General features: G+C 39.7%; 7 protein-coding genes. 3 read left to right on the forward strand and 4 right to left on the reverse strand.

Features of this window, described 5'->3' with window-relative positions; all coding sequences use genetic code 11:
• The first annotated feature begins 69 nt into the window (after positions 1-69).
• Together NXX38_RS02105 and NXX38_RS02110 are read left to right on the forward strand one after the other, a co-directional pair.
• Positions 70-1,221, forward strand: a complete 1,152-nt coding sequence (locus NXX38_RS02105; RefSeq protein ID WP_217723776.1) for an ISAs1 family transposase — start codon at positions 70-72, stop codon at positions 1,219-1,221.
• A gap of 569 nt (positions 1,222-1,790) precedes the next feature.
• Positions 1,791-2,999, forward strand: a complete 1,209-nt coding sequence (locus NXX38_RS02110; RefSeq protein WP_258978503.1) for a hexokinase — start codon at positions 1,791-1,793, stop codon at positions 2,997-2,999.
• A 155-nt stretch (positions 3,000-3,154) separates the two neighbouring features.
• Here NXX38_RS02110 and NXX38_RS02115 read toward each other — a convergent pair whose 3' ends face one another.
• The gene (locus NXX38_RS02115) at positions 3,155-5,149 is read right to left on the reverse strand and encodes a glycoside hydrolase family 97 protein (protein WP_258978504.1); all 1,995 of its coding nucleotides are present in this window, start codon (positions 5,147-5,149) and stop codon (positions 3,155-3,157) included.
• A gap of 256 nt (positions 5,150-5,405) precedes the next feature.
• Between NXX38_RS02115 and NXX38_RS02120 the strand changes: the two genes are divergently transcribed.
• Entirely contained in the window at positions 5,406-6,920 is a 1,515-nt protein-coding gene (locus tag NXX38_RS02120; RefSeq protein WP_258978505.1) for an SLC13 family permease, read from the forward strand.
• 63 nt (positions 6,921-6,983) lie between these two features.
• Here NXX38_RS02120 and NXX38_RS02125 read toward each other — a convergent pair whose 3' ends face one another.
• From NXX38_RS02125 to NXX38_RS02135, 3 genes are all read right to left on the reverse strand, one after another.
• Positions 6,984-11,012 carry a hybrid sensor histidine kinase/response regulator transcription factor gene (locus NXX38_RS02125; protein ID WP_258978506.1) on the reverse strand — a complete coding sequence of 1,343 codons (4,029 nt, stop codon included), beginning with the start codon at positions 11,010-11,012 and terminating at the stop codon, positions 6,984-6,986.
• Between the two features lie 248 nt (positions 11,013-11,260).
• A complete protein-coding gene (locus NXX38_RS02130) occupies positions 11,261-13,786 on the reverse strand; it encodes a family 20 glycosylhydrolase (RefSeq protein WP_258978507.1) in 2,526 nt (841 codons plus the stop codon).
• A gap of 7 nt (positions 13,787-13,793) precedes the next feature.
• A complete protein-coding gene (locus NXX38_RS02135) occupies positions 13,794-14,867 on the reverse strand; it encodes a cellulase family glycosylhydrolase (RefSeq protein WP_195650396.1) in 1,074 nt (357 codons plus the stop codon).
• Positions 14,868-15,280: the final 413 nt, after the last annotated feature.

Consider the following 15,280-nt stretch of genomic DNA (forward strand, 5'->3'; position numbering starts at 1 on the left):
ACTTATTAATTCTTTCTTATTTCGACTATTTTCCTTATCTTTATAAGATATTATAAAACATAAACTAACATGAAAATAGGGATAATTGACCTTTGTAAACAAATAGAAGATCCTAGAATGAACCGTAAAAAAGTCCATAAAATGGAAACCATCGTCTATATATCCATTGCTGCTGTAATTTGTGGTGCCCAATCCTGGAATGAGATTGAGGAATTTGGCAATGCCAAAATTGCTTTTTTCAAAAGTCGCATACCTAATCTGGAGTTCATCCCCAGCCATGATACTTTTAATAGATTCTTTAGCATCATAAAGCCCGAATATTTTGAGTTGATCTTCCGTAATTGGGTCAAACAAGTCTGTCAGGAGGTGAAAGGGGTTATAGCTATAGATGGCAAACTTATGCGTGGTCCAAGTAAATGTGACGGAGAACATACGACGGGAAAGGAAGGATTCAAATTATGGATGGTTTCCGCATGGTCCGCTGCCAATGGAATTTCTTTAGGACAAGTGAAGGTGGATGATAAAAGTAATGAAATTACCGCTATTCCATTGTTACTAAACTCTTTGGATCTCAATGATTGCATTGTCACAATTGACGCGATGGGCTGCCAGACAGATATAACACGGACCATCATTGAGCGTGACGCAAATTATATTATAGCTATAAAGGATAACAAGAAGAAAAACTATCAACTGGCCAAACAGATCATTGACGATTATCAGGATAAAGACGAAATAATCAATAGAGTCACCAGGCATGTGTCCCAAAATACCGGACATGGAAGGATAGAGACAAGAACTTGTACTGTAGTTAGTTATGGACCTATAATGGAAAAAATGTTTAAAAAGAAACTTGTGGGACTGAAGTCTGTTGTTGGGATAAAATCGGAAAGAACAATAGTGGCAACAGGAGAATATACACAAGAGGTAAGATACTATGTAACTTCAATGGATAATACCAAACCGGACGAAATTTCCTCTGCCATCAGACAGCATTGGTCTATTGAAAATAATCTGCATTGGCAACTGGATGTTACCTTTCGAGAAGACTATAGTAAAAAGGTCAAAAATGCAGCCAGAAACTTTTCCGCAGCAACAAAAATGGCACTTACTATCCTGAAGAAGGATAAAACAACTAAAGGAAGTATGAATCTAAAAAGGCTAAAAGCTGGGTGGGATGAAAAATATTTATCAAAACTTTTACAGGATAATGATTTTTAATGCGTCTGCCCTGCTGGAGTGGAACGATACAGATAGTAGTAGGAAGGAATGACTATGATTAAGGAAAAACATAAAGATATAAGGTGAATGACACACAGGAAAGCAGTAAACAATAGGAAGTTGATTAATAAACGACATAAGGAAAGGAATAATCGCAAGTCCGGCGATAGTCCGGAAAAAGCTACAGCCATCATGCATGAGAAATGAGCAAAATAGATAAAAGGAGTATGAGAATAAGATGAGAAATGATTTAAAACCTATGAGAAATGCATCATTTTTAGGTCTAAATGATGGAAATACTATGAGAAATACCATTCTACGGTTTATTTCTCATAGCATTATATAATTGATTTACAACCGATTACCATATCGCTTATGAGAATATGAGAAATGAAAATGAAAAATCATTTGCAGGAAGGCTGAATTCAACGAAAGTTTTTTTTAGGAAAGAGCAAAAAAGAAAGAGATAAATCCAGGAATCGGGCCGAATCCATATACCGTATACCGACCGAGCAAAATTCCTTTTCAGTTGTTATTCATATATAGTATACACAATAAAAGTCAATATCATGGAGAAGAATATTTTTCAGTTAGATAATGAGCAACTCAAAGAAATTGCCCGTTCATTCAAAGCAAAAGTAGAAGAGGGATTGAACACAGAAAATGCAGAGATACAATGCATTCCCACTTTTATCACGCCGAAAACAAGTAGTATTAATGGTAAATCGTTAGTGCTTGATTTGGGAGGAACCAATTATCGGGTGGCAATCGTTGACTTCAGTAAAGCACCTCCAACCATTCACCCCAACAATGGTTGGAAGAAAGACATGTCGGTTATGAAATCTCCCGGCTATACCCGCGAGGAGTTATTCAAAGAATTGGCAGACATGATTACCGGAATAAAACGGGAGAAAGAAATGCCAATCGGATATTGCTTTTCTTATCCGACAGAGTCTGTGCCAAGCGGAGATGCCAAACTCTTACGCTGGACAAAAGGAGTTGACATAAAAGAGATGATCGGAGAAGTGGTAGGGAAGCCTTTACTGGACTATCTAAACGAAAGAAATAAAATCAAGTTTACGAATATAAAAGTGCTTAATGACACCGTAGCCAGTTTATTTGCAGGACTTACCGACAGCAGTTACGATGCATATATAGGTCTGATTGTGGGAACAGGCACCAATATGGCTACTTTTATTCCGGCTGACAAAATTAAGAAGTTAAGTCCGTCACATAAGGTCGATGGATTGATTCCCGTTAATCTGGAGTCGGGGAACTTCCATCCGCCATTCCTCACCGCAGTAGATAATACGGTAGATGTAATCTCCGACAATCCGGGAAGACAACGTTTCGAGAAAGCTGTATCCGGCATGTACTTGGGAGACATTCTAAAAGCGACTTTTCCTCTGGAAGAATTTGAAGAAAAATTCGATGCACAAAAGCTTACCTCTATCATGAACTATCCCGATATTTATAAAGATGTGTATGTGCAGGTGGCACAGTGGATATATGGCAGATCGGCACAATTGGTTGCAGCTTTACTTACAGGGCTTATCATGTTGCTAAAGTCATACAATAAGGAGATAAGGAGAATTTGCCTGGTTGCCGAAGGAAGTCTTTTCTGGAGCAAGAACAGAAAAGATAAAAACTATAATATGATTGTCATGGAGAAATTACGGGAACTCTTCAGTTTATTTGGTTTGGAAGACGTAGAGATCGACATAAAAAGTATGAATAATGCCAATCTGATAGGAACAGGTATTGCGGCATTATCCTGACATGTTCTAATTTATCATTGTCCGGCAGGTCTTCAATCGGCCTGTTCATAAAAATTCGATGCTGTATCAAATTTACTGATACAGCATCGAACCTATTTTCAGACTTGTCAAATCTGGTTCAATATTTAGATAGAATATAGAACCTAAAGTAGCTATTATTTGATCTTCAGTGCAAAACCACCTCCGGGTGCTAAATGAATTTTCAGCTTACTGTCATTCTTTATCCGGAAAGATTCACATTTATAATCACGTCCAACCCGGTGGGCATTCACTCCATCCTTAAATAATGTAGCATCGTATGTCTTGTCGCCCAAGAAGGAACAATCTACTTCAATGTCACGTGCCGTCCAATCGGTAATTCCACCTACATACCAGACATTTCCTGCCCGGCGCGCCGTTACGATGTACTCTCCCATTTTACCATCAAGTACGATACTTTCATCCCATACGGTCGGAATATTGGCAATAAATTCGGTTGATTCCGGTTCGCGCATATAGTTGCTTGGCGCATCGCACAGCATATTGAAAGGAGACTCGAATACCACATACAGAGCAAGTTGGCGACAGCGAGTTCCCTGGCTCATAGGTTCCGAGTTACAAGGATAATAGTTACCTTTCGAAGCATTACGCATCGCGCCTTGAGTGTAATCCATCGGACCGGAAACCTGACGGGTGAAAGGCAACAGTACGTCATACTTCACCTGATCGACCGAAGCCGGACTCCATTTCATCTGTTCCAAGCCATTAACCCCTTCAAAGTTCAACACATTCGGATAGGTACGATTCAAGCCGGCCGGTTTATGCGTTCCATGCAAATCGAGAATCAATTTATATTTAGCACACATTTCGGCAGCCCGATAATTGAATGCTGTCATATACTGATCGTCACGATCCATAAAATCGACCTTAAAGCCTTTGACTCCCATGTCGGCAAAATAACGGCAAACGTTCTCCATATCACGATCGAAGGCATAATAACCAGCCCAAAGAATGATACCTACATTTTTGGAAGCTGCATAATCTACCAGTTCTTTCAGATTAATATCTTTCACTACTTGCATCAAATCCGCCTGCAGGTTGACTGCCCAACCTTCATCAAGGATTACATATTCTATTCCGTTTGCAGAAGCGAAATCAATATATGCTTTATAAGTCGGATTATTTACTCCGGTGATAAAATCAACGCCATCCAAGTTCCAGTTATTCCACCAATCCCATGCCACTTTACCGGGTTTGATCCATGAAATATCCGTCAGACGGGAAGGAGCAGCCAACAAATAGCTCAAGTTGCTTGCCGCCAAATCTTTATCGGAAGTGGTAACAATGCTCATTCGCCATGGAAAACTTCGGGGTTTATCTACTTTGGCAATGTAAGCTTCACGCTCTTTCACCAACATCTGAAGTTGATTGTGTCCGCCCTGCACTGTCTTCTTGGGATAGGGGGCGAATTTACCCGTCAATCGTTTTTCCCCTTCAGCAGCAGATAAATAGAGACCGGGATAATTCTCCAAACCGGATTCTGTGATGCAAATCTTGACACCTTCACCAGCATCCACTACTAACGGCAGAAACATCAAACGTTTTTTATTCAGTTTCGATAATCGATCAGTAGTATAAGTGTTCTCGAAAGAATTGAAATATTGGGATTCGTAATCACCGTCTTTCCCCGCTTTTACATACGGAACAGAGGCTACCATATCGGACGGGAAACGGTAATCTACAGTTTCATCCACTACATTGAAAGTTTTCTTCGACCGGCTGACAAAGCGATATGCAATACCATCATTGTAAGCACGAAACTCTACGTTCCAATCTTTCTTAAACCGGAGAGTCAGTTCATTATAGTAATCTCTTAGTTCGTTGGCGCGATAGAAAGGAGAAGGAACCATCTGATCTACTTTTTTCCCGGAAGTGCCGGCCAACTTTGCTTTCTCTCCCCAAACTTCTCCATTATCCAATGTCATTGAAATCGGAGAAGAAGCCAGTATCTGACGTCCGTCACAATGGATGTCATAAGTCAACTTATCACCGACGGTAATAGTTGTTTGGAGTTTCCCATCCGGAGAGTTCAAAGTAAATTGTTTTTGTGCTTGTACCGTAAGCGTACATGCGACAACACATAGAAATAATAAAATCTTCAGTTTTTTCATGGCTTTAATTATAGTAGTTATCAAATTATAGAAGGACAATACAAAAATAAAATAATATATTATAGTAACCTATATGAAAACTAAAAAACAGAGATAAAAAAGACCGGTATTATTTCCGACCTTTTTTCCTTTCCGATATCTCCAAAGACACTTTAGCTAGAAAAAATAAAGAAAAAAAATCATCTCCTAATAACTAAATATGGAATAAAAAGTTATTTTTGCACCGTTTTTTTAAATTTTATCTTAACCTAGTATTATGTACAAAATTTTTCACGGCTTCCATCTAGTAGAGGCTTATCAGGATTTGAAAAAAGCCAAACGGTTGGCAAAAAATCAGACAGTAACCCGATGCATTAAGTTAACCGTAGCTATTACCCTCTCCCTTATTTTATGGCTCCTCCCTATTGACACATTTGGAATAGAAGGATTAACCGTCATAGAACAAAGACTTATTTCCATCTTTATTTTTGCCACACTGATGTGGGTATTCGAAGCTGTCCCTGCATGGACAACTTCCGTATTGATTGTTGTATTACTATTACTCACCGTTTCCGACAGTAGCTTATGGTTCCTCACACAAAATATTTCAGCTGATAAGTTAGGGCAGACAGTCAAGTATAAATCCATTATGCACTGCTTTGCCGATCCTATCATTATGCTATTTATAGGTGGGTTCATACTTGCCATCGCAGCAACCAAAAGCGGACTGGACGTATTGTTGGCACGCGTCATGTTGCGACCTTTCGGAACACAGTCACGCTATGTACTATTAGGATTCATTCTCGTTACAGCAGCCTTTTCAATGTTCCTTAGCAATACGGCTACAGCTGCCATGATGCTCACTTTCCTTACTCCTGTGTTAAAAGCACTGCCAGCAGACGGTAAAGGAAAAATAGGTCTGGCCATGGCTATTCCTGTAGCTGCCAATGTAGGCGGTATGGGAACTCCTATCGGCACTCCACCCAACGCCATTGCTTTAAAATACCTGAATGACCCGGAAGGGCTAAACTTAAACATCGGTTTCGGAGAGTGGATGAGTTTTATGTTGCCTTATACCATTATTGTATTATTTATTGCGTGGTTTATTCTCTTAAGACTATTCCCTTTTAAACAAAAAAATATCGAATTACAAATTGAAGGTGAAGCAAAAAAAGACTGGCGTTCCATTGTGGTTTATATCACTTTTGCTATCACTGTCGTCCTATGGATGTTTGACAAAGTGACAGAAGTGAATTCCAATGTAGTAGCCATGATTCCGGTAGCCGTATTCTGTATAACAGGGGTTATCACCAAACGTGACCTGGAAGAAATCAGTTGGAGTGTGCTCTGGATGGTAGCCGGTGGATTCGCACTGGGTGTTGCCTTACAGGAAACAGGACTGGCCAAACATATGATTGAAGCTATCCCCTTCAACACATGGCCTCCTGTACTAATGATTGTCGGCTCCGGACTGATTTGTTATGCCATGGCAAACTTCATCTCACATACGGCTACTGCGGCATTGCTCGTCCCTATTCTTGCTATTGCAGGAAGCAGCATGCGCGAAAACCTGTCTTCATTAGGTGGGGTAGAAACTTTATTGATCGGGGTAGCAATCGGATCATCATTAGCAATGATATTACCCATCAGTACCCCTCCCAACGCACTGGCACATGCCACGGGTATGATTCAGCAAAAAGATATGGAAAAAGTCGGCATAATTATGGGAATCATCGGACTAATACTGGGATATACCATGCTGATTATACTTGGCTCCAACAAATTACTATAAATAATTCCTTTTCCCATAAAGACAAGCCCTGTGAGAAGAAAACATTCTTACAGGGCTTTTTGGTTAATCTGTCTCGTTTCGAAAATTGGTTGTCGAAGAAGCTCCCTCCTTTCCCGACTCTGCATACTTGCTTGGACTTACATCGTAATACTTCTTAAATACCTCCCGGAAGTATTTCACATCCGAGAATCCAACAATATCAGAAACCTCCGTTACTGTATGTTCACCCTGTTTTAACAACTGTGCAGCATGTTGCAAACGTATCATCCGGATATAATCAGCCGGAGCATAACCGGTCAACGCTTTTAATTTATTAAAGAAACTTGTACGACTCATATGATGATGACTGCTAAGCATCTCCACATTAAAGCCCGGATCTCCCATGTTCTTCTCTATACATTCCTTAACTGAAGCTATAAATTTCCAATCCAAGGTATTAGCGCAATTAGCTGGTAAATCCTTCTCTTCATCTTCAATACTATTATAAACTTGACGGAGCAATACACGATTCGCAAGTATGTTTTTAATAGTAACCTTAAGTATTCCCACACTAAAAGGTTTGGTGATATAAGCATCTGCTCCGATTTCCAGTCCTCCGAGTATATCTTTTTCATCCCCTAGTGCGGTCAGCAAAATGACTGGAATATGGGACATCTCAATATCACTCTTTATAGTTGAACATAGCTCATCCCCACTCATTTCGGGCATCATTATATCAGATATGACGAGATCCGGATTAAATTCCCGTATAATGACAAGTGCATCCTTTCCATTGGAACAAGACTGAACGTAATAACTTACGGCAAGCATATCAACAAGATAATTGCGCAAATCATCATTATCTTCCACTACCAAAACACGTTGCGAAGAATTGTTCATCTGTGGAGATTTCATGACCGGCAAATCCGGAGCCTCACCCGACATGGTAACTTCCGGACATTCATCCACCTCTTTAGGGGAAATGAATTTAGCCTTATGGAAATGTTTATTTCCTTTCAGAAAAGTTATCCGGACACAAGTACCCTGTTGTTCGGCACTTTGAATCTGAATCTTTCCCTTATGCAACCGGACCAGTTTATATACTAACATAAGTCCGATTCCACTACCCGTTACTTTCAGATTGACAACATTGCTACCTCTAAAATAGTTCCTGAATAATTTCTTCTGCTCACATGAAGGAATACCAATTCCTGTATCTTTCACTTCGATACTCCAAGTGGTTCCTTCCTCGTAAGCACAAATACACACACTGCCATTTTCCGGCGTGTATTTCAATGCATTGGACAAAATATTTTTTAGAATAGATCCCATCTTGTCACTATCAAACCACACATTTAAATAGTCAAAGTTACTTTCATAAACAAATTTGATATGTTTCATTTCGGCATATTTGCGGAAAGTAGCGCAAACATCATTCATATAAGAGTTCAGCTCATACTCTGATACATAAAGGGTAGAAGAGTAAATATCTATCCGCTCAAAGTTTATCAGGTTGGTCGTCAGTTGAAGCAATGTATTCACATTCCTAAGAGCCATATTTATATGAGGTAATGCCTTATCAGTCACCATATGATTTTCTACAACTTCCTCCAACGGTGCTTTTATCAATGTAAGCGGTGTACGTATGTCATGGGCCGTATTAATAAAGAACCGTGTTTTCTCATCCGATATCTTCTTTTGTTTGTGCAACATGATAATACGGAATATGATAATCATAACCAACACCAATAGAATTGCATACCCCACCATGGCCCACATACTGGCCCATACCGGAGGTGTAATAATGATCTGAATGTTCCTCGTCTCATAAGTCTTATATTTCTCCTCATTGGATATGGCACGAATTTGTAAAGTATAACTGCCGGGAGGCAAATTTCTGACAAGAATCCGGTTATCATGGCTCGGACGGCTCCATTCTTTATGATAACCGTCAATTTTCCATGAATAAAGAATATTGGACGGATAATCATAATTAATAGAAGCTACATCAAGAGAGAAAGTATTCTGTCCGTAGGCTAATTCAAGCTGCTCGGTTTCGTCAATATCCTGCTTTAAGGGAGATCCGTCATCACCCGGATAAACAGGATGATAGGCTATCATAAAATCACGCAGCAACAGACGTGAATAATGCGGCTCCGGTATCTGTATGTCTGTCGGGAACCTGATAGCACCGTCATTACCGCCAAAAACAAGCGTACTACTACTGTAAGCGGTGGCAGAGCCTGCATTAAAATTGACACTCATCAACCCCTGCTCCCGCGTCCAGTTGCGGAAGGAGTGTTCATTGGGTGAATAGATTGTAATACCGTTCTCCGTTCCCATCAGGAGGCTGCCGTCCTGACGTGGAAGAATCGTATAAATATTGTCGGAAATCAGCGCACAGTTGTCAGCCCGATACTGATGAATAAATTTCCCTTCATTGCTATCATAAACTAGAAGTCCGGCTCCACGGGTACCAATATACAGGATGCCGTTTTCCCTCTGGTATAATGCACATATGTAAAGAGACTCAATAGGCAAGTCAATATATTGGTAAACTCCAGATTTCTTATCAAGCTGATAAAGCCCCATTCTCGTACCAATCCACATCTGCCGGGCATCTTTCTCCAGAATGGTGGTGATGGAACTTACCCCCGGATACAAACGCACACTTTTAGTCTCAAGATTGATACGTTTTAAATTATAATATCCACCGGACCAAATATCACCGTTCGAATCCTTTTTAATATCAAAAATATATTGGTCGGGGCGTATTCCTGCAATAGAAGCAGGAGAAAAACAACTTATTTTAAACCCTTTTTTTTCTATCTTATAAATATTGGAGGTAAAACCACCAGCCCATATCACACCGGGAGAGACTTCACACAGTGCTAAGAAGATGTGATTCTCATCATCCGGTACCGGATCAAAAGAACTAAAAAAGGAGTGCCACTCTTTTGTACCGGTCTGATAGAGACTGATACCATTACTGGTAGCAAACCAAAGATCGCCGTCACTATCCTCCATCACATCATGAACCTGATCGTTCACCAGTGACCGGTTGTTTCCGAGAGAATGTTTTATCAGGTCGTAACTCTGATAACGGTTATTACGGATTGTAATACCAGTGGGATAATTAGCAAGCCAGATACGCTCTTCTTCATCCACATAAATGTCATTGATATTGTTTCCATTCATCCCATTATAGCTACTATAATCAGCCGTTATATATGGTTCACTCAGGCAGGTATTCACATCTAATTTATATACACCTTTTCCACCTGTAGCCACTAGCAATTCATGAGCATTCAATGAAACAATCCGGTTAATCTCTACATTGTTTGGTGAATGACAGGAAGTGATTTTTCCCGATTCCCCCATATCATACACAAGTATTCCGTCTTTATAGCCTCCTATAAACAATTGTTTTGAAATAGCGTGATAATAGAGTTCATGTACCGGTGTAACTATACTTTCCACGACTTCATCGGAAACCAACTTCAGTTTCCCCTCTTCTACTCCAACATGAAACAGACCGCTTCCCGTACCGATAAAGAAATGGTTGCCCTCCGTCTGTTCGATAGCAGTTATTTCCCCGTGGACCGGCATTACCATATCCTGCGTTGTGCCAGTACGGATATTATACCAAGTAATGGTGTCTTTATAACACAACCAGACATGATCATTTTTATCCAGATAACCGTAATTAAGAAATGCCTGAGATTTATTTCTAATCAGCTTCGGATGTATGTAGGCCAGCTCGAATTTATCATGTTGTGAATCATACCTGAAAATACGCCCTTTTTGACCAATCACCCATAACCTATCCTTTCTGTCCATATAAAGCCAGCTCAAGGCAATCCGCGAGTCCAACTTCATGCTGTTGTCGGAAAAGGTGTAATGCTTGATATGTTTGCCGTCATAACGGTCTACCCCTTCCTGAGTCAAGAACCACATATACCCTCTTCGGTCTTTCTGGATATGGTATATTTTCTGATTGTTCAAACCATCTTCCAGCCCTATGTACTTATAAATCTGCCCCTTGCTTACAGTACCATTAATGAGAAGGATTATAAACAACAAATACCTTCTCATTTTTATAAAACTATCCATGCCTTTCACAAATATTCCAAAAACTCCCTGCAAAAATATGAAAAAATTAATAAAAACACAATATGATAAATGTATTTATATTTCAACTGATAATTAAATTAATCCTCATGTATACAGGTGGAGTTTATTGAACAGTGTAAAGAAGAACCTGAAATTTATATCGTTTTCAATATTCCTAAAGTTTCCAAAACACACAAAATAAATAGAAAGCTATCCTAATATTATTAAAATAGCCTTCTATTCAGATATCATTTATTTATCAATACAATTGTTACGCTTTCTTTCCCTAAACAAAAAGCTTTAGCCTTTATCAATGGAGCATCGCATTTTATCGGTTCTTTCCATACTACAGAATTTTCATTAGGCTCATTACCGTCAGTGGTATACCGGATTACCACATTTGGATTGGTTGTATTAGCCAGTAATAATCCATCCCTTACAATAATACCGGGAGGAGATATCCGGAAATTAATTCCCCGCTTTGCCAGACGAGGCAATTCATAATTTACAATACCGGCATTATATTTCCGTTTGGCATCCATATATATCTTGTTGTCCGAAGATAATGCCCACGATGGTTGAGCATTCCAAGCGCGCTCTGCCAGCCCGAAGACTTTCGGGAAAAGATAATATTCTATCTGTTCAAAACTACGGATTGTCTCCGACCAGATTTGTCCGGACAAACCTTTAATATTCTGACAGCCTTCTTTTGTCAAGGGTTGTTTACCGTTTGAGGCAGTTTTTACATCTACAGGTTCACCCTTCAGATTCCGCCGTAAAGACTTATAAATATCAAAAGGCAACATATCAAACGTTACATACTCATCTACGTAACCGCCCCAACGCAATCCCGGCTCTTCCACATGATAACAATAGGCCATATCCAAATAGAAATTACCCACATTACAGAGTATAATAGGATAGCCCGCATTTGCTAACTTATACGGAACTTCATCCCCACCCTGTTCCGGAATTGTATTCCAGCAATAATTCAAGACCTTACTATTTCTGAAGTGTTCGTTCACGGTGTTATCCGGATTCATAACAATATCCTGCCATCCAACCGCCTGTATATTACGTTTATCCAACATTTCCAGAATTTGCTCCAGAAAATAATCTTTCAAATCCCGTATCTTAGTCAGTCCATGTTCTTTCATAAAAGTACGGCAGATAGCGGAACCTTCCCAAATACCTTCCGGCACTTCATCACCACCTACATGGAAAGCAGGCAATTCTACTCCCGCATCCTGATACATCCGCCCGATTTCATCAATCACTTTTTCAAGAAAACGGTATGTAGAAGGCATTGCGACATTAATGACATTATCTGTGAAATTTTGTGCCGATAGATATTGGGAAGTATCTGCAAAGTCAATCAAAAGATATTCTTCCGCTTTCGACTGATCCTTACCCATATATTTCCGGTGACGGGCATTCATGGCTTTTATTGCTGCCCGTGAATGGCCGGGAATATCTATTTCAGGAATAATCCTGATATGCCTTTCTTTTGCATATTTCAAAATATCCATAAAGTCACTGCGGGAATAATACCCATTAGCCAATGAGGTGGTATCTGCCTCATTCCATCCCCAGGCATATGCAGGATAAAGACATGTCTGTTCATCTGTGGTATGTCCTCTGAGAGAAGCTGTTGCTGTCAATTCCTCCAATCCGGGTATTTCCACACGCCAAGCCTCATCATCACTCAAATGCAGGTGCAGTACATTCATTTTATAGAATGACAATATATCTATCAGTTTCAGTAAATCCGTCTTCTTTGTAAAATTGCGGGCTACATCCAGCATGATTCCCCGATGTCCCATGTCCGGATAATCGGTAATATGAAGATTAGGAAGCGGAGAGGAAGCTAGTTTCATGTTATCCAATAAAGCAACCAATGTCTGGCCAGCATTAAATATGCCATGCGCATCATTAGCTTTCAAAGTCAGCAGATTATTCTTTATCACAATTTCGTAATACTCATCGGGATACTGGCAGGTGGCAGGAAGCTCTGTTTTCTTCAATTCAATGATTGTTTCTTCACCTTTGTCAGAAACGATACATCCAAACAGTGAAGTCAATTGCTTTTTCAACAAAAGAGCTTCTTCTTTAAATACACCGTCAAACTTCAGACCGACCTTTGGAGAGAAAGTAGAAACACCACCCGTCTTCTCTACTTTTTTAGGAGTAGGAAAGAGAGAAAGCATATCACAATCTACAGGCTTGCTGAAATCATCATTCTGCTTATACAAATAATTTCCATCTGCATAGGGAAAACTGTTCTTCGAACTAATCCATTGAGCATCGGGTCTAAAAAGCCCGATCTCAATCGGAATATTTTGCGGCTGCAACATTTTCCCTTTTTCATCGGTAGCTACAATATAAGCCCCTTCAGGAACCGAAGACACATTAATCACATTTCCTTCACTCATTATAGTAAAAGAGAGTGTTTCACCCGGTGCCAACGCCTGATAGTGTTCAGTAGGATACATTTTATAGTAAGTCGAACCGATACATTCAATTTCCAACGGTGCATTAACAGGTTGTTGATAATAAATTGGCGTCTGATTAAAATAGATCACCCAATTATCAGCCAGAGCTTTATTCCCGTTATTCGTCAAACAGAATGTATTCTTAAAATATCTGGCTTCCACACTATCTTTTTCCAGTTTCCATGTTAAAGAGAGCTGTGAGGAAGGGGGCTGTTTACCAGCCCCACAACCAAACAAGCATATCCCCAACATCATTATCCATATATTCCTCATAGTTATCATAAGGGAATTATTTTGTTAATGAACGAATACATTCCACTTCTTCTATTGAATAAGGTGTCCCATCGCCACGGAAAATATCATGGAACCACAAGGACGGTTCAGCTACGTCAGGCAACGGAGTATCCCATGCAAAGATTGTATTTGTCTTTCCGGCTACAAGTCCCCAGTTGATTGCACCAATATTTTCTTTCTTCAGCATTGGCATGATATCCTGAAAAGTACTGTTTTGAGTACGTGCCATATATTCCGTGCAAATCATCGGACGCCCATATTGCTTCAACGTGTCAATGAGCTGTCGATGCGAATCCAAACCTTCATATGTGTGATAGGTTATCACGTCCGAATTTTCCAACTGAAACTTATTCAAATTAGTCAAACTCATATCCCAGACTCCGGCCGACAAAGGTTGCGACGGGTTAACCGTTCGTCCCCACGTAAATATCTTCTGCAATAACGGCAGACTTCTTTCACCGTATCTATATCCACCCGAACCACCGGGCTCATTATATAGATCCCACAACACAATTCTCTTATCATCCTTAAAGGTGGTAAGAATGTCTTTCACATAATTCTCCAAGACCGGAAGTATCACTGCCGTATCACCTTTATAATACAAATCCCCCGGATCACGCGCCCATCCCGAATTATGTACTCCCGGTTGTGGTTCCGGTTGTTTTCCTGCCTGGTAAGTAGGATTCCAGCAATCATCCAAAAAGACAAAGATGGTAGAGATATGATGCTTATCGGCAATAGTAAGGTATTCATTAAGACGTTTCTTAAAACCTTCCTGATCCGTTTCCCAAACCAGATGGTGCAAATATACACGCATACAATTCATTCCGATGTCTTCTGCCCAGCCTAGTTCACGGTCAATAGTCACCGGATCAAAAGTATCAGCCTGCCACATCTCCAATTGGTTGATTGCCGTGCTCGGAATAAAATCACACCCACGGAGCCATCCCCATTGTTGATACCATTCATTAGCCTGCTCTTTCGTCCAGATTTCACGAACAGAGACTGTTTTCTGACTGCAGGCAATTAACATAATGCCAATAAAAAACGAGAGTAATATCTTTTTCATAATCGAATTTTACTTTAAATTCTTATCTAATTGATGGATTGATTTGAAAGACAAACGCTTATGAAAGTTTTGAAAAGTCTAAGGTAACGATTTGGAGATTGTGCTAATTTCAGTATTTTACAACCTCATACTTATGAGGAACTCTTCTATGGACAAAGATAGACATTTTTTAGATTAGGGAAAAAATTTGAAGGAAAAAATAAAAAAAAAGTTTGGGAAAGGATTGGAAAAATTCAAGAGAGAGGTTGAGGAATTAAGTGTATGTGTATGGGGGGGGGATTGTATAATCAATTTGCAGTTACCGAAAAAGGCATATTCAGAATTCCTGTATATTGCTTCTACTAGTGATTGCAGAACCGACAATTATATTTAAAATTACCCAAATCAAGTATTCCGAGTGGGGCATAAAGATT

It is taken from the genome of Bacteroides sp. BFG-637, from assembly GCF_024793605.1.
In the GTDB taxonomy this organism is placed as follows: domain Bacteria; phylum Bacteroidota; class Bacteroidia; order Bacteroidales; family Bacteroidaceae; genus Bacteroides; species Bacteroides vicugnae.